This is a genomic window from bacterium Unc6 (assembly GCA_013626165.1).
GTDB classification, from domain to species: Bacteria; Omnitrophota; Gorgyraeia; order Velesiimonadales; family Velesiimonadaceae; genus Velesiimonas; species Velesiimonas alkalicola.
In genome coordinates this window covers 72,474-94,153 of sequence record NDHX01000001.1, presented here as the reverse complement: position 1 = coordinate 94,153, position 21,680 = coordinate 72,474, and the positions used below count along the sequence as shown (strand labels likewise).

General features: G+C 38.8%; 22 protein-coding genes. 5 read left to right on the top strand and 17 right to left on the bottom strand.

Features of this window, described 5'->3' with window-relative positions; translation table 11 throughout:
- Nucleotides 1-247: 247 nt before the first annotated feature.
- The 4 genes from B9J78_00470 to B9J78_00455 all read left to right on the top strand — a co-directional run bounded on the left by B9J78_00470 (nt 248) and on the right by B9J78_00455 (nt 6,370).
- Nucleotides 248-868 carry a hypothetical protein gene (locus tag B9J78_00470; protein ID MBA2123413.1) on the top strand — a complete coding sequence of 207 codons (621 nt, stop codon included), beginning with the start codon at nt 248-250 and terminating at the stop codon, nt 866-868.
- Nucleotides 865-2,208, top strand: a complete 1,344-nt coding sequence (locus tag B9J78_00465; GenBank protein MBA2123412.1) for a hypothetical protein — start codon at nt 865-867, stop codon at nt 2,206-2,208. Before B9J78_00470 ends, B9J78_00465 begins: the two co-directional genes overlap by 4 nt.
- A gap of 92 nt (nt 2,209-2,300) precedes the next feature.
- Nucleotides 2,301-3,209 (top strand): hypothetical protein, encoded by a 909-nt coding sequence (locus B9J78_00460; protein MBA2123411.1) that lies wholly within the window; start codon nt 2,301-2,303, stop codon nt 3,207-3,209.
- A gap of 68 nt (nt 3,210-3,277) precedes the next feature.
- Nucleotides 3,278-6,370, top strand: a complete 3,093-nt coding sequence (locus B9J78_00455) for a hypothetical protein (GenBank protein MBA2123410.1) — start codon at nt 3,278-3,280, stop codon at nt 6,368-6,370.
- Nucleotides 6,371-6,554: 184 nt separating this feature from the next.
- Here B9J78_00455 and B9J78_00450 read toward each other — a convergent pair whose 3' ends face one another.
- From B9J78_00450 to B9J78_00400, 11 genes are all read right to left on the bottom strand, one after another.
- Nucleotides 6,555-7,994 carry a glutaminyl-tRNA synthase (glutamine-hydrolyzing) subunit B gene (locus tag B9J78_00450; GenBank protein MBA2123409.1) on the bottom strand — a complete coding sequence of 480 codons (1,440 nt, stop codon included), beginning with the start codon at nt 7,992-7,994 and terminating at the stop codon, nt 6,555-6,557.
- A 97-nt stretch (nt 7,995-8,091) separates the two neighbouring features.
- Nucleotides 8,092-8,679 carry a signal peptidase I gene (locus tag B9J78_00445; GenBank protein ID MBA2123408.1) on the bottom strand — a complete coding sequence of 196 codons (588 nt, stop codon included), beginning with the start codon at nt 8,677-8,679 and terminating at the stop codon, nt 8,092-8,094.
- A gap of 18 nt (nt 8,680-8,697) precedes the next feature.
- A complete protein-coding gene (locus B9J78_00440) occupies nt 8,698-10,068 on the bottom strand; it encodes a hypothetical protein (protein MBA2123407.1) in 1,371 nt (456 codons plus the stop codon).
- Between the two features lie 6 nt (nt 10,069-10,074).
- Nucleotides 10,075-11,862: an elongation factor 4 gene (locus B9J78_00435; GenBank protein MBA2123406.1), complete on the bottom strand. Its 1,788-nt coding sequence runs from the start codon at nt 11,860-11,862 to the stop codon at nt 10,075-10,077.
- A gap of 31 nt (nt 11,863-11,893) precedes the next feature.
- Entirely contained in the window at nt 11,894-12,526 is a 633-nt protein-coding gene (locus B9J78_00430) for a tRNA pseudouridine(55) synthase TruB (GenBank protein ID MBA2123405.1), read from the bottom strand.
- A 129-nt stretch (nt 12,527-12,655) separates the two neighbouring features.
- Nucleotides 12,656-14,200 (bottom strand): hypothetical protein, encoded by a 1,545-nt coding sequence (locus tag B9J78_00425; protein ID MBA2123404.1) that lies wholly within the window; start codon nt 14,198-14,200, stop codon nt 12,656-12,658.
- A 10-nt stretch (nt 14,201-14,210) separates the two neighbouring features.
- The gene (locus B9J78_00420) at nt 14,211-14,807 is read right to left on the bottom strand and encodes a hypothetical protein (GenBank protein ID MBA2123403.1); all 597 of its coding nucleotides are present in this window, start codon (nt 14,805-14,807) and stop codon (nt 14,211-14,213) included.
- Between the two features lie 283 nt (nt 14,808-15,090).
- Nucleotides 15,091-15,579 carry a hypothetical protein gene (locus tag B9J78_00415; protein MBA2123402.1) on the bottom strand — a complete coding sequence of 163 codons (489 nt, stop codon included), beginning with the start codon at nt 15,577-15,579 and terminating at the stop codon, nt 15,091-15,093.
- 316 nt (nt 15,580-15,895) lie between these two features.
- Nucleotides 15,896-16,099, bottom strand: a complete 204-nt coding sequence (locus B9J78_00410) for a hypothetical protein (protein MBA2123401.1) — start codon at nt 16,097-16,099, stop codon at nt 15,896-15,898.
- Between the two features lie 515 nt (nt 16,100-16,614).
- Entirely contained in the window at nt 16,615-17,055 is a 441-nt protein-coding gene (locus B9J78_00405) for a hypothetical protein (protein ID MBA2123400.1), read from the bottom strand.
- A gap of 13 nt (nt 17,056-17,068) precedes the next feature.
- Nucleotides 17,069-17,323 (bottom strand): hypothetical protein, encoded by a 255-nt coding sequence (locus B9J78_00400; GenBank protein MBA2123399.1) that lies wholly within the window; start codon nt 17,321-17,323, stop codon nt 17,069-17,071.
- A 73-nt stretch (nt 17,324-17,396) separates the two neighbouring features.
- On the opposite strand from B9J78_00400, the gene B9J78_00395 reads away from it, so the two are divergent.
- On the top strand, nt 17,397-17,585 hold the full coding sequence (locus B9J78_00395; protein MBA2123398.1) for a hypothetical protein: 189 nt from the start codon (nt 17,397-17,399) through the stop codon (nt 17,583-17,585).
- Between the two features lie 50 nt (nt 17,586-17,635).
- Here the strand turns inward: B9J78_00395 and B9J78_00390 are convergent, their stop codons facing one another.
- From B9J78_00390 to B9J78_00365, 6 genes are all read right to left on the bottom strand, one after another.
- The gene (locus tag B9J78_00390; protein MBA2123397.1) at nt 17,636-18,475 is read right to left on the bottom strand and encodes a hypothetical protein; all 840 of its coding nucleotides are present in this window, start codon (nt 18,473-18,475) and stop codon (nt 17,636-17,638) included.
- Nucleotides 18,476-18,477: 2 nt separating this feature from the next.
- Nucleotides 18,478-19,311 (bottom strand): hypothetical protein, encoded by an 834-nt coding sequence (locus B9J78_00385; GenBank protein ID MBA2123396.1) that lies wholly within the window; start codon nt 19,309-19,311, stop codon nt 18,478-18,480.
- Between the two features lie 171 nt (nt 19,312-19,482).
- Complete coding sequence (locus tag B9J78_00380; protein MBA2123395.1) at nt 19,483-19,968, bottom strand: flavodoxin; 486 nt, start codon at nt 19,966-19,968, stop codon at nt 19,483-19,485.
- Between the two features lie 157 nt (nt 19,969-20,125).
- Complete coding sequence (locus B9J78_00375) at nt 20,126-20,482, bottom strand: YraN family protein (protein MBA2123394.1); 357 nt, start codon at nt 20,480-20,482, stop codon at nt 20,126-20,128.
- 76 nt (nt 20,483-20,558) lie between these two features.
- Nucleotides 20,559-21,278, bottom strand: a complete 720-nt coding sequence (locus B9J78_00370; GenBank protein ID MBA2123393.1) for a ribonuclease HII — start codon at nt 21,276-21,278, stop codon at nt 20,559-20,561.
- Nucleotides 21,157-21,642 (bottom strand): 50S ribosomal protein L19, encoded by a 486-nt coding sequence (locus B9J78_00365; protein ID MBA2123392.1) that lies wholly within the window; start codon nt 21,640-21,642, stop codon nt 21,157-21,159. Before B9J78_00365 ends, B9J78_00370 begins: the two co-directional genes overlap by 122 nt.
- Between the last annotated feature and the right edge of the window lie 38 nt (nt 21,643-21,680).

Below are 21,680 nucleotides of genomic sequence, written 5' to 3'. Positions count from 1 at the left end.
TAAAAGTTTTGTGAAGTTTCGGATATAAGGATATTTCCGGACTTTCTAACAAGGTTTACCGACGATATAGCTATAAGTTTTGCTACTGTGTATAATGAGAAATAGCAGAAAGAGTAATAATGCAGGGGGGGGGAGAAAAAAATTATGAGAGAAAAAAAATAATACTTGACAGGGAAGCGGATTTTGTGTATAGTTATAGTGACTGACCAGACGGTCATTGTAGACTACGAAAAAGGAGAGTCTTTTTATGTCGCCAATTGTTGTTGATAAGAAAAAGAAGAGGGAAAGAATTTTTAATGCTGCTTTAAGAGTGTTCTCTAAAAAAGGATTTTACCCAAGCCGAATGGATGAGATTGCCAGAGCAGCCGATATGGGCAAGGGCACTATCTATGAATATTTCTCGGGTAAGGAAAAACTGTTTTTGGAGTTATGCTCATATTTTATGGATGAATTTAAGAACACCTGTATTAAGAAAGTTTCTTTAATAAGTGAACCCGGGCAAAGGATTAAAGAATTTATCAATCTCAGCATTTCAAGTTTTGAAGAGTTTAAAGACTTCTGTCTTGTCTTTTTGGAAATATGGCCCCGGATAAGAAAAAGAAAGAAGGAAAGCCCGCTTATTTTAAAGATGCGACAGATTTATAAGGATTACAAAAAGACGCTTTCCTCTTATATCAAAGAAGGGATAACGGCCGGCGTATTCAGGAAAGACCTAAAACCAGATCGTGCCGCTTCGGTAATTTTAGCCACTCTTGATGGCTTGATGATTCGCTGGGTTACCGACAGCAAAGAATTTCCCTTAAAGGGAATAAGAAATGTTGTCTTGACAATAATTTCTGAAGGGATAAAGTGTGAGGTAAAGAAATGAATCTACATAATAAAAAAAAGGCCAGTTATCTTATCCTGATTCTTCCTCTTTTGTTTTTGCCGCAAACTTGTTTTGCTTTATCAGAGAAAGCCACCGACAAAGTTGATAGCAGAGATATGAGCGCTGACAAAGAAGTTATAATTTTATCTAAAGAAAAGGCTATAGAGCTTGCCCTGAAGAATAATCACGATATTTTGGCTAAAAAAGAAGAGATAAAAGAGGCTTCTGCCCGGCTTACTCAGGCTCATTCGGCTATTTTCCCGTCTATAAGGGGCAGTGCCTATTATGCCCGTTATGAGAACCACCCTTTTATTCCTTTTGAAGATAATCGTGGTTATAGTTTTTCCGTAGACCAATTGCTCTTTGCAGGAGGAAGAGTGGCTAATACTATAGATTCAGCCCGCAAGGATTTAAGGGCAACAAAGGAAAGCCAAAAAGAGATGGAGAACAAAATTGTCTTCCAAACAAAACAGGCCTTCTACGGTATCCTGCTGGCTGAAGAGTTTGTGCAGATTAGAAAAAAGACCCTGGGATTGGCCGAAGAGAGTCTGGTGGTAACGGAAAAACGTTTCCGAAAAGGAGAGGCATCGCATTATGAGGTTTTAAGAAGTGAGGTTGAGGTAGCCAATATTAGACCTCAGCTCATAAAGGCAGAAAACTTTCTCAAGACCTCTTATAATTTCTTGAAAATTTTAGTGGGAATTTCGCCGGCCCGGGAAATCAAAATAAAAGGAGAGTTTGATTATATCTTAGAGGAGGAAATTAACTTAGAAGAAAAACTTGCCCGGGCCCTACAGATAAGGCCAGCATTAAAAGAGATGATTTTGCAGGAAGAAGCAGCCGAGGCGCAAGTTCGAGTGGCTTTTTCAGGGTATCTGCCTCAGGTGGGGCTTAATTTTACCAATTTTGCCAATCAGAAAGAGGCATTCACTGTGGGTAGAGGAGAATATGATGATTACTGGGTAGCCACTGTTTCCGTAAGCATGCCTATATTTGATGGTTTTTTAACCCGCGCAAAAGTAAAGGAGGCAGGAGTTAGAAAGGAAAGGGTCCGCATCTTAAGGAATAAACTAACTGATAATATAAAAATTGAAGTAAAAAATACTATTTTGGATTTAGAATCTGCCCGGAGAATTGTAGAGGCTCAAAAAGTGAATATAATCCGAGCTGAAAAGGCATATGAGATTATAAGACACAGGCATATTCGGGGTGAAGCGATGCAATTAGACTTGTTGGATGCCCGGGTTGCCTTATCAACGGCTCAGCTAAATTATGCCCAGAGTCTTTATGATTTTATAGTAGCCAGGGCTAAATTGGATTATGTTACAGGAGGAGAGTAAATGGATCCCCTCACCCTTCCCTCTCCCTCTATGGGGAGAGGATTAAGGAGAGGGGGAAGGTTCTTTCGGAGGGGGATAAGGAGGTTGTTAAAATGTCTACTCTACACATTAGAAGTCAGAAATCAAAAGTTAGGTTTTTCTGTTTTCTCTTCTCTGCCCTCTGTTCTCTGTTCTTAACCGGTTGTGGCAGGGAAGGAGAAGAGGTTATTGAGAAGGAAAGAATGCCTGTTTATGTGAAGGTGGCTGAGGTAGAAAAAGGCACTATGAGAGAGACACTCTCTTTTGTGGGTGACATAAAGGCTGAGGATGAGGTAACTATTTTTCCTAAAGTCCCTGGTAAGATTGTAGAAAAACTCGTCAGAGAGGGTGATTTAGCAAAGAAAGGAGATACCCTTTTTCTTATTGACCGCGATGTAGTAGGTTTTGAATTTGAGAAGGCTCCTGTAGAGTCGCCCATTGATGGAGTGGTAGGCAGAGTCTATATAGATAGAGGAATGAGTGTCACTTCCCAGAACCCGCTAGCTCTTATAATAAATATGGATAGGGTTAAAATTCGGGTAGATGTGCCGGAGAGGGATTTGCCAAAAATAGTTAGAGGTCAAAATGCCGAGGTGCGCCTGGATGCCTATCCCGAGGAGGTCTTTAAGGGGGAGGTTTTCATCGTAAGTCCAGTGGTTGATATTGTCTTGCGCCGGGCGCCGGTAGAAATAACTATTGATAATCCGGAACATAAACTAAAACCAGGGATGTTTGCCCGGGTAAAACTTATTACTAATAAGCGTCAAGATGTGCTCATTGTTCCCCGGGATGCCGTTTTAGTAAAAGATAGCCAGGAAATAGTCTATGTAGTAGAGGACTCCGTGGCTAAAATAAGAAAAGTACAGACCGGAATAGTTACCAAAGATAGTATGGAGATTGTCTCAGGGGTTGAGCCTCAAGATAGGGTAATCATTGGAGGCCATTTCGGTCTTAAAGATGGAGCAAGGGTAAATGTCAAATGACAAATGATTTGGATTTTGTCATTTGAGATTCGCCGTTTGGATTTTTGGTTTAAACCGGAGGTTTAAAAATGTTTCTTCCTAATTTTTCCGTCCGCCGTCCCGTAGCCATTACCATGCTTATTATGGTGGTTGTTCTTTTGGGGGCAATTTCTCTGAGTCGTTTGGGCATTGATATGTTCCCTGATATTGAATACCCCATGGTCTCGGTGGTAAGTACCTATCCCGGGGTGGTCCCGGAGGATATGGAGGAGTTGGTTACCAAGCCTATTGAAGAGGTGGTAGCCACAGTAAGCGGGGTTAAGAAGATACGTAGCGTCTCTTATGAAGGGATTTCCGTAGTAATGGCGGAATTTGTCTGGGGGACCAACCTGGACTTTGCCGCCCAGGATATGAGAGAGGCGATAAGTCTTATTGAAGTCTTTCTGCCCGAAGATATGAAAAGACCTCTGGTGATTAAGTTTGATTTAGCGATGTGGCCGATTATGATGTTTGGAATTACCGGGGAGCGCGACCTCTTTGACTTAAGGGACTTAATAGATGATGTTATAAAGCCTCGTTTGGAGCGGATAGAGGGGGTAGCCTCGGTAATGCTCTTCGGAGGTCTGGAGCGGGAGTTTTTAGTAGAGGTTGATGGAAGTAGATTGGAAGCGCATAACCTGTCTCTCTTTGAGATAGCACAAGCGTTAGAAAGAGAGAATCTCAATCTTCCCGCAGGACACTTAATTGAAGGGCCCCGGGAATTTTTAGTGCGCACCGTAGGTGAATTTGAGGGTCTGTATGAGATAAGAAGGACGGTAGTTTCCTTAAGGGAAGGAAAACCCATCTATCTTGAGGACATTGCCGTTATTTCCGATACCCATAAGGAGTTGCGTGGGCACTCGCGGGTAGACAGGCGGGATGGTCTCTTGATTGCCATAAATAGAGAATCCGGGGCCAATACAGTTCGCATTGCCCAGCGGGTAGAAGAAGAGCTCATCCGGCTAAAAAAAGACCTGCCTGCAGATATCAGACTACATGAACTCTTTAACCAGGCAAAGTTTATCCGGGCTTCCATATCCGGGGTGGTAAGCAGTGGTCTCTGGGGAGGCCTGGCCGCAATATTTGTCCTTTTTCTCTTCTTGCGAAAACTTCGTCCTACAATTACTATTGCTCTTGCTATCCCCTTGGCGGGACTGGCTACTTTTATCCCCATCTACTCCCTCGGTTATACACTAAATATGATGACCTTAGGAGGCCTGGCATTAGCCGTTGGGATGCTGCTTGATAATGCCATTGTGGTTATTGAAAATATCTTTCGGCACCTTAAAGAGGGCAAGGAACCAAAAGAAGCGGCACAGATAGGGACAAGTGAAGTAGCAATGGCTATTTCTGCCTCTACACTAACTACCGTAGTTGTCTTTCTTCCTATGGCATATGCTACGGGAATAGCAGGAAAAATGGCACAAGCGTTGGGAGTAACCGTAGGCTCAGCCCTGATTGTTTCTTTATTTGTTGCCCTAACTCTGGTGCCTATGGTAGCCTCCAAACTCTTAAAAAACAATGAAAAAAAAGTTGTAAAGGAAAAAGAAACCGGCGGATGGTTTGCTGGTTTTAAAGAAAGATATATGAGGGTTCTCGCCCTGGCACTTAAGCATCGGGCAAAGGTAATCCTTACTGCGGCGGCTATCTTCGTCCTCAGTTTAGGACTTCTCCTGCTTGTCGGCACTGAATTCATACCCCGGATGGACAGTGGAATTTACATAGGGACTCTGCGGATGCCGGTAGATACCTCTTTGCCTGAGACAAACAGAGTAGTTCAGACAGTAGAGGCAATCATTGCTGATATTCCTGAGATAGAAGCCTCAGGTGTCTTTGTTGGTCTTCATCCCGGGGGCGAGTTAGACTTAGCTTTTGGTTTTGGGATTACAGGGGTGAATGAGGCCCAGCTTATGGGAGAACTATTAAAAAAAGAAGAGAGAAAGCGTTCAACAGAGGAGATTCTGACTGAGATTCGCTCTCGCCTCCCCCAGGATATAGAGGGCTTAAGCACCTCCTTTATCGAGTTTGGTCCGGCGGCAATAATGGGTGGAGCCGGGGCGGCCCCCATAAATATAAAACTCTTTGGTAAGGATTTAGTTGTATTAGAAGAACTCTCCCGGACCGTGATGGAGAGAATTAAAGGTATTGAGGGAATTCATAGTATAGATACCACCCTGAAACCGGGAAAGCCTGAGCTTGCCATTAAAATTGACCGTGAACGGGCTTCCCGAAAGGGATTAGGAGTGGCTGAGGTGGCTCAGGCCGTGCAGACGGCAATGAGGGGTAGGGTAGATACCCGCTTCCGAGAGGCGGGGAAAGAGATAGACATCCGCCTGCGTCTGCGCGAAGAAGATAGAGAGACCTTAACCGATATTGGCCTGATTACCGTTCCTTCTCCCAGAGGGACGCTCGTTCATCTTGGTGAATTGGCCAAGATTCATCCCGAAAGAGGCCCGGCAGCGATATTTCGTGAGGAAAGGGTGCGGGTGGCTGAGGTCAATGCCCAATTTAGCGGCCGCAACTTAGGAGAGATTATGGATGAAGTCCGAGGGGCGGTAGCCGGAATAACCATTCCCTCGGGTTACTTTATTGAGTATGGCGGTGAGTATGAGGACATGGTAGAAACTTTCTACAGCCTTCTTTTTGTTTTGCTCCTTGCTGTTCTTTTGGTCTATATGGTTATGGCAGCCCAATTTGAATCTCTCATCCATCCCTTTGCCATTATATTCAGTGTTCCTCTGGCTTTGATTGGTGTAGTGCTGGCTCTTCTTGTTACCGGTAAGACCATCTCGCTGGTCTCCTTTATTGGAATGATTATGGTTACCGGCATTGTGGTCAATAATGCCATTGTATTCATTGATTATATCAACCAGTTGCGGGCTAAAGGCTTAAGCCGCGATAAGGCTATTATCCAGGCCGGGGGCACAAGACTACGTGCCATATTAATGACCGCCTCCACCACTATGTTAGCCATGCTTCCCCTTACCCTGGGCCGGGCTATGGGCGTAGAGGTGCGCTCTGCTATGGCTGTGGCTATCATCGGCGGCCTATTCGCCTCCACTCTTCTTACTCTTATTGTTATTCCTACTATTTATAGCCTTCTTGATGACTTGGCACATAGAGGTTCTCGCTCTGTTAGATAACGAAAGATAACAGAGTTATTTGAACCCTCGGGGAGTTTTTTTACTCTATTTTCTTCCGAAAGTTCATCCTGAAGCCTAAAGGGCTGAAGGGTTTCACGAGATTCTTCGTCCCCTTCTTCTTCACTTCGTTTAGGGTCAAAGTCCTCAGGATGACGGGTCGGGAAACTCCCCGACCCGTTGCTATCTAACAAGGCGATTCACCAGTCTTTATAAGATCTGTTAATATCTTGTGAACAATATTTGGGTTTGCCTTGCCTTTGCTTTTCTTTATAACCTGTCCTACAAGAAACATAAAGGCGTTGTTTTTACCGGATAAATAGTCTGAAACAGACTTCTTATTTTCCTGTATTGCCTCTTTCACCCATTTTTCAATCTCGGTCCTGTCCTGAACCTGTTCCAGGTTGTGTTCCTGGACAATTTCAATAGCGAACTTTCCTTTTTCTATCATATGAATAAGGACATCTTTTGCAACCTTACCTGTTATTCTGCCGTCTTCTATCATCTGTATCATCTGTGAAAGTTTTTCAGGCTCTAATTTTAAGTCTGTAATATGTTTCCCTTTCTGGTTTGCAATAGACAGTAAATCCCCCATCATCCAGTTTGCAATATACTTAGAATTTACACCAAAAGAGGCACACTTTTCAAAATATTCTGCTAACATATTATCGGAAGTTAAAACACCTGCGTCGTACTCAGTTATATTATATTGTTGAACAAATCTTTTCTTTTTTGCATGGGGGAGTTCCGGAATAATATTTTTAATCTCTTGTATGTGTTGAATAGATATTGTAAACGGAACAAGGTCAGGGTCAGGGAAATATCTATAATCATGGGATTCTTCCTTTGTCCTCATCGGAAGTGTAATATTTTTATCAGGGTCATAAAGACGCGTTTCCTGAATTATTTTTTGTCCTTCAAGAATACACTTTATCTGTCTTTTGGTTTCAAATTCCATAGCCCTTTCTACATTTTTAAATGAATTCATATTCTTTATTTCAACCTTTGTCCCAAGTTGCGTTGCCCCTGTTGGCATTATGGATATGTTGGCATCGCATCTTAAAGAACCCTTTTCCATATCACAGTCTGAGACATCAAGATATTTTAAAAGCATCTTTAATTCTGTAAGATATTGATATGCCTCAGAGGCGGAATTTATTGAAGGAAAAGAAACAATCTCAAGAAGAGGTATCCCGGATCTGTTAAAATCTATAAGACTTCCATCTGTTATTCCTTCATGAAAAAGTTTTCCTGTATCTTCCTCTAAATGGACTCTTTTTATGCCTATCTTTTTGTCTTTAATGTAAATAAAACCGTCTGTGGCAACAGGCATCTGATACTGGGAGATTTGATAATTCTTAGAAAGGTCGGGATAAAAATAATTCTTTCTGTCAAACTTGAGCCTGTTGTGTATCTTACAGTTTAAGGCAATCCCCACCTTTATTGCATATTCAAGTGTCTTCTTATTTAATACCGGAAGACTCCCCGGAAGCCCTATACAAACAGGACAGGTTTGTGTGTTAGGAGCATTCCCAAACTGTGTGCTGCACCCGCAGAACATTTTGCTAAGTGTTAAAAGTTGAAGGTGCACCTCAAGTCCTATAACTGTTTGAAATTTACTTTCCATATAGGCTACTATTCAGGTTGTTCAGACTGTCTTCTTTTAGGTTATTTGGGATATAGGCAACTACAATCTAATAGTCATCCACCCATAACAGTTCGTTCTACTTTAAAAATCCTATTCTATGTAAGGGCCAATATCTGAAAAAGGCAAGACCTATAATATTATGATTTGGGACAAATCCCCAGTGTCTGGAATCTTTACTGCTGAATGAGTTATCTCCTAAAACATAATAACTATCTTCCGGGACAATAACAGGCTGAGCCTCCAAGCCATAAGGGGCAGCATTCCTATACCAGAGGCTTAATACTTTTTGATGTGTTGCAGGCTGTCCATCTATAAGAACACTGCCCTTTTTTATCTCAACTTTTTGGTTGCCTGTTGCAATAAGTCTTTTCACATAATCTTTCCTATTTTTAACGCCTTCTTTATCGTATAAAAAAACCACAATATCCCCTTGTTTTGGTTTTCTTATTGCAGGTAGTTTGATGTTTGTCCAAGGAATTTTGACCCCGAATATAAATTTATTTACCAATATCCTGTCTCCTTCTAAAAGTGCATCACGCATTGAACCTGAAGGGATTTTAAATGCCTGCACAATAAATACAATGATAATACTTGCATATATCCCGGCCCAGAAAAGGTCTTTTATCCATCCACAGATAATCCTGCTGTGCCTTAATAACACCATATTTTTTATCTCCTTTATCTATCCAATAATTCCAAATCCTCTTATCACCAAATGTATTTGGGCCTTTACAACATGTCGGCCCTCTTCTGTAAATATTGTTTTTATAACATCTTTTGCTCTGTATTTGTTGGCTTCTTCTACAAGTTTTAACCCGAACATTGTAAGAAATGTTAAAACTGAAGATACTGCAAAAAGTATATGAAGATTATATACTGTCCAGAACTTTATACTAAAAGACCAGTCCTTCAAACTTTGTGCTATAGCGCCCCCCAAAAGTGGGGCAAATCCTCCGCAGATACTGACTATAATTGTCATAGCAGAAAGATAAACGGATCTTTTTTTTACCGGAGAAGAACTTATCTGGAATTTGAAAAATGCAATAGTATGTGCAGGTGCTGAGATTGCATCTAATAGAAATATAAAAGGAACAATAAATGTAAAATTTTCTGTGCTGAAAAGCCAAAGAAAAGATGAGATCCCAAGTAAAACAGTTGCTATGGACAAAACAGGCTTACTTCCGAATACATCCACCCAATGTCCCCAGAACCCAAATGCAAATACAGAAACAATCGCTCCAATGGTAGAATATATACCTATCTGAAAATAACTTAATTTAAGAATATCCAACATATAGAGAATTCCAAAACCAAGTGTTATTGACCTTGCAAAAGAGAAAAAACTGGCATATATAGCAAAATTTTTAAAAAGACGCGATTTGAAGGGCAGTGTAATAAGTTTTAAAAAATCAATTTTTTCAGGTTGAATATTAATCTGAGGAATTTTGGCAATAACTTTTACAGCGGCAAGCCCGAATACTGTTCCTATTGCAAAAAGCAAAAGAAATGTTATATTTGAATAGAATATATCAAGAATTTTAGTTGCAATAAGTGTTGTGAGCACACCACCGCAGATAACTATCATATTCTGTTTTGCCCAGAATTTTCCCCAGTTTTCAGTAGAAACTATTGATGACAACCACGGTATCCAGGGTGCGCTACCAATAACATTTATACCAACAGAAGTAAAAAGTATAAAAAGAACTATTGAAATTTTAACATCTGATGAGAGACTTAAAAAAAGAAATGGGATAAGGGCTATAAAAAATCTCACAATCATTGCTGATGATATAAACCCAACCATAATGTCCCTGGGCTTTCCATATTTTTCAAAAATATATGAACCGAGAAGTGTTGCAGTCTGGAAGAAAATTCCAAGAGAAGAAAGGATACCTATATGCCATGCAGAAGCGCCCATTTTTTGTAAAAAACCTATAATGAACACAGAGGTAGGGATAAAAAATGCGGCCCAAACACCCATAAGTCCTGCCTGTCTTTCGACCATCAATACCGCATAATCAGTCTCTTTGGGTGTAAGATTTGTTTGTTCCATGTTTTTTTATTTCATTACTGCAAAAAATGCACCTTGCGGGATTTGAATTCTTCCAAACTGTTTCATCCTCTTTTTGCCCTCTTTTTGTTTTTCCCACAATTTCCTTTTCCTTGTAATATCCCCTCCATAGCACTTTGCAGTTACATTCTTCCCCAGTGGCCTGATAGTTTCTCTTGCAATAATTTTCCCGCCTATTGCTGCCTGTAACGGAATCTCAAAAAGATGCCTTGGTATCTGTTCTTTTAATTTCTCAATTAATTTTTTCCCTCTCTGATAAGCCCTCTCACAGACAATTATTGTAGAAAGCGGCTCTAAAATCTCCCCCTGCACAAGAATGTCAAGTTTTACAAGATTGGCATCCCTGTAGCCTGTCCGTTCATAATCCATAGAACCATATCCACGGGTAATAGATTTTAGTCTGTTATAAAAATCCACTATAACCTCTGAAAGAGGAAATTCAAACCTTAACATAACAGTGTCTGACTTTATGTATTCACTTAAATGTAAAACCCCTCTTCTTTCTATAGCCTCCTGCATTAAAGGTCCTATGCTTTCTGAAGGAACTATCAAAAGCGCCAATATCATGGGCTCTTGTATTTTTTTAATTTTTTGTGCAGAAGGAAATTTAGAAGGACTATCTACCTCAATAATATTCCCATCTGTTGTTAATACCCTGTATGCCACACTGGGGGTTGTTGCAACAATATTTAAGCCAAACTCTCTTTCAAGTCTTTCCTGTATTATATCCATATGTAAAAGCCCCATAAATCCACACCTGAAACCAACACCTATTGAAGAGGATTTTTCAGGCTCAAATGTGAAGGATGCATCCGTAAGATGGAGTTTGAACATTGCCTCTTTTAACATCTCAAAATCCTTATTATTCACCGGATATATGCCGCAGAATACTAATGGTTTTAACGGCTCGTAACCTGGTAAAGGCGTAATACAGGGGTTTTTGTCATCTGTTACGGTATCGCCTGTTCTTACAAGCGTTGCATCCTTTATATTGGCAATGATGTATCCCACCTCACCTGTGCTTAAGGTTTCCACCTTTTGCGGCTTTGGAACAAATACTCCTACCTCAATGGTCTCATAACTATTTCCTGTTGCTACAAGTCTTATCTTCTGTCTTGATTTAAGTCTTCCGTTAAATACCCTTACATATATAATAACACCCCTGTGAACATCATATTTTGAATCAAATATAAGTGCCTGCAATAATTCATCTGGATTCCCGGAAGAAGGTGGTATATCCTTTATAATTCTTTCCAATATTTCTTTTATACCTGCACCAGTTTTAGCACTTGCATAGATTGGTTCATCTTCTATGTGAAGGACATTAAACAGTTCTTGTCGGACATTTTCAGTATCCACATTCGGAAGGTCAATCTTATTTATAACAGGTATTATCTTAAGCCCCTGACCGCGGGCAAGATTAAAATTGGCAACAGTTTGAGCCTCAATCCCCTGAGATGCGTCCACAACAAGTATTGCCCCTTCACAGGATGCAAGTGCCTTTGATACTTCGTAAGAAAAATCAACATGTCCGGGCGTATCAATAAGGTTCAGTGTATAAACATTTCCATCATCTGCTCTATAATTTATACGAACAGCCGATGCTTTTATGGTTATACCCCTTTCCCTTTCAAGTTCCATATCATCAAGAATTTGGTTCTTAAACTCCCTTTCACCAACCGCACCTGTTGCTTGCAACAACCTGTCTGCAAGTGTGGATTTCCCATGGTCAATATGGGCAATAATACAAAAATTTCTTATAAGATTTTGTTCCATAACTTTTTATTTTTCAACCACTGAACAAGCCTCATATGTGTGTAGGTGGCAGAGCATCCTGGACATCAAATTCACCTATACGGATTCTTCTTAAATATGTCATGTGTGCACCTGTATTAATCTTTTTTGCGATATCCTCTATAAGGCTTCTTATATATGTTCCGCCTGAACATCTAACATTAAAACTTATATAAGGGTGATTGTATTCTATAAATTCTATTTTTGATATTTTTATAAGTTTAGGTTTTCTTTGCACCTTTATTCCTTTTCTTGCCATCTCATATAGTTTTCTACCCCTTATTTTGATTGCACTTACCATAGGTGGCACTTGAAAACTCTCGCCCAGAAATGTCTGAAGTGCCTGGACAATCTGTTTCTTCTCTAATTTCTTATCTTCAAATACCTGTGTTATATTCCCCTGTCTATCGCCTGTGTTGGTTGTGGCACCAATCTTCATAACCGTTGAGTATGTTTTTTCATATGGCAAAAATTCTTTTGAAGTTTTTGTAGACTTGCCCAACAGAACAATAAGAAGCCCCGTTGCAAGAGGATCAAGTGTTCCACAGTGTCCAACCTTTTTTATCTTAAATTTCTTTCTTATATATGCAACAACATCATGAGATGTCCAGCCCTGAGGCTTATCAACAAGAAGTATTCCATCCATATATTTTAAAAAGACACTCTCTCCACACAGACAGTATTATAAAGCCTGTGAGTACAACTCCCATAGAACAGGTGACGAGGTGGCTGGTGCTCTGGTGCTTGGTAAGGGGAATTAGAGTTCACAGGCTCTTTATCGTTCCAGTGCCTTTTGGTTCTGGTTTTTCAAGTTTTTGAATATTTCTGGAAACACTCCGGATAATTCTTCAATAACTCTTTTTTTAATATCCTCTAATGCAGGAAGGCTTGTCCTTTCATCCTGACCAAATTGTTCCTGATATTTTTTCCATATAAAAGATGCAACCTGATATGAACCCTCAAACCTTTCTCTATCTCCTGTGGCAAGTGAAAGAAAACTTTCATTTATCAGTCCATATATAACCATCAGTGTTCTGCTTCTGCCTGCATCCCTTATGTCAAGAATCTGTCTTAAAACAAAATGTTCAAGAGGAAGACCTGTATCTTCACCGGGATAATATTTTTTTATAACAGAGTAAAAATGGACTGCATCTTTTATCTTCTTTGACAGATAAAACGATATAATAGCCTCTCTTAAAAATGTATTATGAGCAGATCTTACGCCTGATATAATATTTTCATCCTGCCATGCCCTGTTTATAAGTTCTTCAAAATACCGGTTTATACTATTTGCAATTTTTAACTGTGGACCGGATATGAAGTATCTTTCACCGTCTTTTTCACTAAATGTAATATTGCCCTGTCTGAAAATACCGAGAAGAGAAGAATATATCAACCTCTGTGTGGAAAGAAACTCAAAATCATCTTCATGGGTAAGAGGTTCTGCTCTTGATGCCCAGTAAAGGCTATGTGCATTAGATTCTCTCCAGTCAAGACCGGGATATTTTTTTTGGAGCAAATACATATAATCTATATCCATCTTAAGAGATTTTGTTATATATCTTGCCCCAAGAAATCTTAAAAATGCTTCCTCTTGTTGTGAGTTTTCAATCCTTTCAAGTGATTCAATGGGTGAAAAGTCGTCCCAACCTCTCCAATCTTTCATCCTCATTTTTTCAGAAAATTCAAGTATATCCTTGTCAATATTTGTTTCACTTTCAGGAATACCGATGATTGTTTTTATATCTCCGCCCCCTAAGGCCCTTTGTATAGATTCTGCAAGTCTTTGTTTATAATACCAATTAAAATCATCTGAATACCCTCCTATCTTGTGATTAAAAATCCATGCAAGCTCTCTTAAAAGAAAGTAGCTTTGGGGATTATGCAGCAATCCTTTATCTCTTATCACACCAATACCATTCTGAACCCATAACCATCTGTCCTGCGGAGTGGAAAGTTGAGCAGAGATATTATATGCCATATTCCATGCGCTAAACGCCCACACATGGAGAAGGCGGGGTTGAAGACTGGCAATCCAATCGTAAAGCTGGACAAGTTCAAAAAATTTACCCTCTTGTTGAAGGTTCTGCGCCCTTATCCATAGCGCGTTCACCAGTATACTCCTGAACCCTCCTAAAACAGATGATGCAAGGGCAAGGGTTGGGGGCATGTTTTTCGCAAGCAAGTTGCTTGAAAGGTCATACCTCTGCCTTGTTTTGTTAATTTCTTTCAAAAAAACAGAGCAAGAAACAAAAAGTGCAACCAAGATTACAACAAGGATGCACTTTTTAGCAAATAATTTAAAATAGATATTATCCAAGAAAGTCTCTTTATCTAAGATGAGGACCTAATTTTCCCCATGTCTTCCTCCCAACTATACCATCTGGCGAAAGTCTGTTTGCTTTTTGAAAATCAATAATTGCTCTCTTTGTCCTTCTTCCTATTATACCATCTATCGGCCCCGGATCATATCCTGCGTTTTTTAATGCTCTTTGTATGTCTCTAACTGTGGGTCTCTCTGGAATTTTTACCTCGGGTTGGACAGGTATTACGGGTGGTTGTACTACTTGAGCACGCTCTTGTGTCTGCACAAATTCTTCTACTGGAACTATTGCAAAAGACTGAAGACGTACCCATGTTTTATCATCTACAACTCCTGTTGCACGAAGTTCTTTTGATTCCTGAAAGTGAAAAACGGCCTTTCTTGTAGAGGAATTCATGGTTCCATCAATTACACCCGGATCAAAACCAGCCTGCTTTAACAGAAGCTGTACTTCTGCAATACGGGGATTGTATCCAACCGCATAGCCAATTACCAACTCCTCTTGTGCAATCTCCTGTCTTGTTGCCTTTAGTGGTCTTTTACAACCCGAAACAATGAACAAACAAAGAACTAACGAACAAATAAAAATAACATCCTTACGCATATATCCCTCCTCTTTTGTATGCGAATATACTTTTTAGCCGATATATTTGGTTTTGATCCGGCTTCCTGCCTGCTTTACAGAAAGCGATTGCAGAATCTACTATTTTGAAGATATCGCCTCGGGAATTATACCCTAAAATAAACCTTGCCTTGGCGATGTTATGCTCAAAGTTGTAGAAGCCATCGTACTCAAATTCCACCACGGGAAAATTTAACTTTTCGGAAACATATTTGACTAATTGGTCATAAGTGAGCCGGCCCTGGCAACAAAATATTACAACTTTTTATAAGAATCGATCCAAAACTATTTCATCCACCCCCACCATAAAATGTTCTTTTTGATAACCCACCGGAATAAACCGATTCTTCAAATAATAGACAAGAGCTCTGGTATTATGAGCGGAAACACAAGTAGAAACCTTTCGCTGTTTCTTCCTTTTCCAGAACTCTTCCATTTTCCTCATCAGGGCTGTTCCTATGCCCTTGTGGAAAAATTTGGGATCAACCCCCACAACATTCAAAGAACCCAAACCGCGGGTAGTTGCAGAACCCTGTATATACCCTAATATTCTTCCATCCTCTTCGACAACATAAGAGACTGTTTCTGAATTATCTCTTTTGGTATTGCTGGTCTTTCTGAGAACTTGTGAAGAAAAAGACTTCAAATCTAACTGGCTGAGCCTTTCCCCAATGAAAGATCTAAAGGCCTCAATCATAATCTTGGAGGCGGACTTACTATCCTCCGGCTTAAATCTTCTAACTTTCATTTTCATCCTATGTTAACAGTCAATAATTTTCTACTTTAAAAACCGTATTATTAAATATTTATCGCTAGTTTGAATTTATTAAAATCTTCAAACACTCATTTATTCTTTAAGATACGGTAAATTATAGTTAAAAACTTTCTAGTGGTATCTATAAATTGCCTTGCCACTGCCCTTTTTTGGCTTTAGGTCTGAAATAAAATTTTTTTAAATACAGATTATACCTTATCGCAATGAACATTGATTGCACTAATGCTGTAATTTCTTACACTTCTTTGTTAAGTTCTTCGTTTATCTTGTCAATTGAATTGTTAAGGCTGTGTATCTACTTAACAATTATCTTCTGCTCAAATTGATAGCTTAATTTAATATCAAGGGCCAAAACTTTATCTAATTTTTTCTTGGAACCAAAAACTTCACGCTTGATAATTATATCATTAGCATTAAAGATATTGTAGATTTTATTTTTTAAACAATTTCTTAGCTTTACAAATTTATCCCGTGTGCATATGAGACTGGCTATCTGCAATTCTTCTTTTGTTGAGCATCCTTATCTCTTAGGATTAACCCTTTGCTTAAAATACCTTGCTTATTGTTACCGTATCGTGCTCATCTGTTTTCTTCACTTAAAGCAGAGATAATCTTAAATTGCGTAGGATTGATTATCCTGACTGCCTTAACTTTGCCCTTTATCTTTCTGGCAAATACATAAGTGTTGCCTGTTGATTCTACCGCTGCCTCATTGCTCTTATTCAGTGTCTTCTTGAATGCTTCTACACCCTTGTCTTGTGTCCATCTACTCCTATTTATTTCTTCATCGCTACACTCTTTTCTTTGGTTGTAGTTTTCTGAAGCAGTGCTATTTGTCGGTAAACACCATCCTCCTATTCTGGGCCAAATCCTATGGTGACTATTCGGTTATAGGCTTGATTGATCTTCTTCACAGGGTCAATTAAGCCCCAGAAAAAAATACAACCTATAATATAACCGAGCTACTCCCCAGACCATGGTTATCTTATCCCTGATCCAGTGTTTTCACCAACATTATTTGACTGTTATTATATCATCTTCTTTTTTAAATTGTGAAAAATATTTCTCTTCTTTTTTAAAAAACTCATCTGCCATATCTACTATCTTATTGATCTTTAAGGTGCTACTGGTTAAAGGGTCGGCTAAAAGCGCCTGATAGACCAGGTCCTTATTTTTTGAAAAGTGAGCTTCTACGGTTAAAGCCTGGGCAAAGACTATTCTGCTACAGTAGGATGCCGGACCCAAATGTAGATCTCCAATATAGATAGGCCTTATCCCTTCCCTACTTACCAGGCCAGGAACCTCCACACAACAACCATCAAGTAGATTGGTGATTAATCCATTATTTTTAAGGTTTATATTGCACTTTCTTAAATTATCAGTCTCTAAGGAGTGGATAATTAAGGTCGCATATTCTTCTGTCTTTTCTATCTTTATCTTCTTCTTTTCCTTAATCTCTTTTTTTGTTTCATTTTAACAATTCTTTTTTCAAATCTTCATCAGAAATAACCGCTTTTCGTTCTCGGATTTTCTCTTCATATCTTTGTTTGATAAATTCATTAACTGTCTTTTCGTCTACTTCATTTTCCAAAAGTTTTTTGATAATCTCTGTTACTGAACCAACTCCAGCCATTCCTGAGTTTAAGGCAAAGATTTTTAATTGAGGCAAAGGGATACAACTTAATTTCAGATTCAAAACTTCTTTTTGACCAAGCAAAGGCATACTATACATAGCATCATAAATTTTGCGTTATAAACCGAACTGTGATAAAATGCCTCCTTAAAGAAGGAGGCGTATGAAAAGACTGGAAATTGCCGATGCACCAGTTATGAAAATTGCAGTTCAGCAAGAGATACACCGTTCGGATAAGTCCCGATATGACCACCGGCTGCATGGAATTCTTCTGGTTAGCCAAGGGTTTAACTGTTACCAAGTAGCAGATATGTTCGGACAGAATCCCAGCACTATTCACAATTCATTTTGAAACCGCCGTTTCGCTTAACGTTTCCAGCACAAACGAAGTTGCGGAGCAATTTATTTCTTTGTCGTTTGTGCTGTGTTAGCGGAAGTTTTGCGGTCATAATCAAAATTAAATAATGTGCTTTGTCTTTGTAAGTCTGGTTTCACATTTCTTTTTATTTCTTCAATTTGTCCATTTAGTCTTTTGACTATTACATCATAATAGTTTTCAGAGGCTTCTATTGTTATATATTGTCTTTTCAATCTTTTTGCTACTGCTGCGGTTGTGCCTGTTCCACCAAATGGGTCTAAGACAATATCATTAGAACTTGAACTTGCTTTAATTATTCTCTCTAATAAGGCTTCTGGCATTTGGCAAGGATGTTCTCCCAGCCGTTCTTTAAATGTGCCACAAACCCTTGAGAATTCCCAGACATCATCAGGAATTTTTCCTTGTGGATTTGCCCTTCTGTCATTGTAAACTAATTGGCGTGCAGATGGTATTCTGATGGTATCTCCATTAAATTTGAACTTTTCTTTATCTTTTGTGAAATAAAGAATATGGGCGTGTGCTCTATTAAACTTTTTTCTTTGGTTTTGTCCAAAGGTGTAATACCAGATAATCCAATTCCTGAAATAAAATCCTGTGCGTTTTAGAATAATGTTTATTTCTGCTGCAAATTCATCCCCTATTGCGATATAAATTGAGCCATCTTTCTTTAGAACTCTGGAGGTTTCTTTAATCCAGTCTTCAGACCATTTATAATATTCAACATAAGAAAGGTTATCATTGTATTTATCGTACTTAATCCCAATATTAAATGGTGGGTCTGCAAATACTAAATCTACAGAATTTTGAGGGAAATCCCTCATTGTTTTGATGCAATCACCTAAATAAACCTTATTGACTTCCATATTTACCCTAATTCAAATAATTCACAAGGTTTTATCTTGAACTGTAACTTCGTAGGGTCAGGAGTTCCACCCTTTCTTTGTGCTGTGATTCTACCAATGTAAAGGCTACCTTTGGGTGAAATTTTAATATCACCGCCGCCGAATAAATTCATTGCGGTGTTGATATCTTTTAGTGCCCATATAGTTGTATCCTCACTTCTATTATAACGGGTTACCAGCATCCAATTAGCAGATAGACCGCCTCTCCCTTTTAATATGTCGCTTACTACAATAATGCGATTCTTTTTGAAGAAGGTGATAATTTTATCCTGTATCCTTTCAGGCATTTCATTAATAAATAATCTCCTTTTGTCTCTCAATGAGGTTTTACCTACCAGTTTTGAATATGATTTTGGATTTAATTCACCCGTGAAAAGTTTTAGCCATAAAGCGATCTCATTATCAAAGCCCCACATCTCTTGGTATGCCTCGACGGTTCTTTTATCAATTTGGTTATAATCTGCATCGGAATTAGCCTTTTTTAGAGATAGATTTTCAATTTTCAGGAGATTACCGATTTTTATGATTATTCTTATTTGAGCATCAGCCTTTTTGAATTTCATTAACGCTTCATATTCTTCCTCGTCTATTTCAAATTTATCTAAATCGGTTTTCTTTATTCTGGTTGGAATTTGAATTGCTTTAACTGAAGACAGCTTATCAATATGGTAGCCCATGATTTTAAGCCATTCCTGAGCTTCGTTATCGTTTTGCCAAGAATTAAACTTCTTACATATACTTTTTTCATTGGCAAAACCGCCTTTAGCAGTTTTAGACCCGAGTTCTTTTTTGTCCATATCGTAATCGTATTATAAACAATACCTTATAGAAATGACCGCAAAATTTCGCCTAACATTCCCAGCATAAAAGAAGTTTTTGCGAAGCAAAAATTTAGACAAAGACCGTTAAACACGAACCCTTTATGCCGTGTTAGGTGAAGTTTTGTCACCATCATACTGTGTTAATCGTTATAAGTTTTTTATTATATTTTCTGCCCATTTTTTTGCTCTTTGGATATTTGCATCAGTATTGTTTTTTAATGGGTCTTGAAAATCAATTTCTCCTAAAATTTGATTGTTTCCCAATGCCTTTTTCATTTTATCAAAAATTTTTCCTCTACTTCCACCATGGCAACAGAACAGAGCTATTTTTTTATCTGATATATGACAAGAAGTAAACAATGTGTTAAGCGGAGGTGTATATGTCCAGGCCCATACAGGAGTACCTATAAATAATACATCATAATCCTGAACACTTTTATCAAAAGGCAATAATTCTGGTTTGGTTTTCAACACAGCTTGTTTTCCTCCCCAGAAATATTTCATAAATCCTTTCGTTTTAATTTCTATTTTTGGTTTCAGTTCAAGAATATCCGCATTTATCATCTTTGCAATATGTTCAGCAATTAGTTTTGTATTGCCTTCAAAGGAATAATAGACAACGAGTTTTTTCATATATTTTTCTTTTCTAATTATTTTATTCCTGTAGTACAGAAACTCACTTGTCCCGAATGCTCTTAAGATCAGGGTGGCAGTTTTAAGTATTATGAAAACAGGGTTTGTTTCATTTCATTCACAATAACAGGACAAGTGGAACAAGCAAAACACCACACTACAACCTGATTGCATCTCTTAAAAGTTCAGTATTTGTTATCTTACCATCGGAATCTGCCCATAACAGAACCACATCAAATCTGAGAGATCTGTTTTTTATACCTTTTTGGCTACAATACCACTGGGCAAGTTTTGATATTTTGTGTTTTTTCCTATCATTTATTGCATCCCAGGGCCCTCCAAACTCTTGGTCTTGTCTTGTCTTAACCTCTATGATACACAATATATCCCTGTCAGATGCAATTATATCAATCTCGCCCAACGGACACTTCCAGTTGCATTGTTGTATCCTGTATCCGTTTTGTTTTAAGAAGTTGACCGCATGTTTTTCACCTGTTTTTCCTAAGTTATCCATAATTTTAACTCTGAGATATACATTGAGATTTTCCTCACTAATTTTAAATTTATTCTAAACCTGCCCCACATAAAAGTCAGGGGACAAGTTTTACAGGAACAACATAAGAAGCGGCAAGCGACTTGATTATAAATGTTTTTCTATGAATAGAGGAGAGCCCTAAATTTTTTATTGAAGAAAGATGGAAGGGGGTTCCATAGCCTTTGTTTTTTGAAAATCCGTAGGAAGGGAAAACCTTATCATAGTGGTCCATAATCCAGTCTCTTGTAACCTTTGCAATAATTGAGGCGCAGGCAATACTGCAGGACCTGTTATCACCAGACACTATCGGAAAGGCTGGAATTTCAAAATCAAACTTTGGAGTATAAGGACCGTCTACAATAATACAATCAGGCTTGACAATTAAATTGTTCACAGCCTTTTTCATTGAATAAAGCGTAGCCCTGTGAATATTATCGGCATCAATCCTGCCTTCTGCGGCTATTCCTATACCAATATATGCTTTTCTTAGTATTTCAATATATGCTTCCTGCCTCTGCTTGTTTGAAAGGAGCTTTGAGTCTGCAATAACAGATGTGAAATCTGTTTGTAGAAGACACACAGCAGCAGATACAACAGGCCCTGCTAAAGGACCTCTGCCTGCTTCGTCTACACCTGCGATTGTTTTATAACCCTTACTGCGAAGTTCCCTGTCCAGCTGGAGCAGTCTCTGGAGCCGTTTTTGATTCCTGCTTCTTTCTGCCTTTTTCGGCCAAGACTTCCCGCCCAGTGGAATGGGTAAGGTTTTCAACGCCATGGGTGGGCTGGTAGCTTTCAATTTTTAGTCCCTTTCCAAGTCTGTGCCTCAGGTAATAAAGACGGGCCCGTCTTACTTTGCCACTTTTTACCTTTATTATTTTATCAACATTCGGAGAATGTAAGGGGAACATCTTTTCCACTGCATCAGAACCTATTACTTTTCTTAATATAACCGTTGAGGATATAGACTTCCCTGACTTTCTTATAACAGTGCCTTCAAACATCTGTGTCCTTGTCTTCTCTTCTTCTGTTATCTTTGTGTATATACGAACAGTATCTCCTACACTAAAAGATGGAATATCCTTTTTTAAAAAACCGCTTTCTATTAAACCAATTTTTTTTAAGCTATTAAGTGCTGCCATTCTGCCTCCTACTTACCTTAACTCCTGTAAGTGCAAGG

Coding starts and splice junctions, on each gene's coding strand:
- B9J78_00470 (MBA2123413.1), top strand. CDS start 248: ATGTCGCCAATTGTTGTTGATAAGAAAAAGAAGAGGGAAAGAATTTTT.
- B9J78_00465 (MBA2123412.1), top strand. CDS start 865: ATGAATCTACATAATAAAAAAAAGGCCAGTTATCTTATCCTGATTCTT.
- B9J78_00460 (MBA2123411.1), top strand. CDS start 2,301: ATGTCTACTCTACACATTAGAAGTCAGAAATCAAAAGTTAGGTTTTTC.
- B9J78_00455 (MBA2123410.1), top strand. CDS start 3,278: ATGTTTCTTCCTAATTTTTCCGTCCGCCGTCCCGTAGCCATTACCATG.
- B9J78_00450 (MBA2123409.1), bottom strand. CDS start 7,994: ATGGAAAGTAAATTTCAAACAGTTATAGGACTTGAGGTGCACCTTCAA.
- B9J78_00445 (MBA2123408.1), bottom strand. CDS start 8,679: ATGGTGTTATTAAGGCACAGCAGGATTATCTGTGGATGGATAAAAGAC.
- B9J78_00440 (MBA2123407.1), bottom strand. CDS start 10,068: ATGGAACAAACAAATCTTACACCCAAAGAGACTGATTATGCGGTATTG.
- B9J78_00435 (MBA2123406.1), bottom strand. CDS start 11,862: ATGGAACAAAATCTTATAAGAAATTTTTGTATTATTGCCCATATTGAC.
- B9J78_00430 (MBA2123405.1), bottom strand. CDS start 12,526: ATGGATGGAATACTTCTTGTTGATAAGCCTCAGGGCTGGACATCTCAT.
- B9J78_00420 (MBA2123403.1), bottom strand. CDS start 14,807: ATGCGTAAGGATGTTATTTTTATTTGTTCGTTAGTTCTTTGTTTGTTC.
- B9J78_00415 (MBA2123402.1), bottom strand. CDS start 15,579: ATGAAAATGAAAGTTAGAAGATTTAAGCCGGAGGATAGTAAGTCCGCC.
- B9J78_00400 (MBA2123399.1), bottom strand. CDS start 17,323: ATGCCTTTGCTTGGTCAAAAAGAAGTTTTGAATCTGAAATTAAGTTGT.
- B9J78_00395 (MBA2123398.1), top strand. CDS start 17,397: ATGAAAAGACTGGAAATTGCCGATGCACCAGTTATGAAAATTGCAGTT.
- B9J78_00390 (MBA2123397.1), bottom strand. CDS start 18,475: ATGGAAGTCAATAAGGTTTATTTAGGTGATTGCATCAAAACAATGAGG.
- B9J78_00385 (MBA2123396.1), bottom strand. CDS start 19,311: ATGGACAAAAAAGAACTCGGGTCTAAAACTGCTAAAGGCGGTTTTGCC.
- B9J78_00380 (MBA2123395.1), bottom strand. CDS start 19,968: ATGAAAAAACTCGTTGTCTATTATTCCTTTGAAGGCAATACAAAACTA.
- B9J78_00375 (MBA2123394.1), bottom strand. CDS start 20,482: ATGGATAACTTAGGAAAAACAGGTGAAAAACATGCGGTCAACTTCTTA.
- B9J78_00370 (MBA2123393.1), bottom strand. CDS start 21,278: ATGGCGTTGAAAACCTTACCCATTCCACTGGGCGGGAAGTCTTGGCCG.
- B9J78_00365 (MBA2123392.1), bottom strand. CDS start 21,642: ATGGCAGCACTTAATAGCTTAAAAAAAATTGGTTTAATAGAAAGCGGT.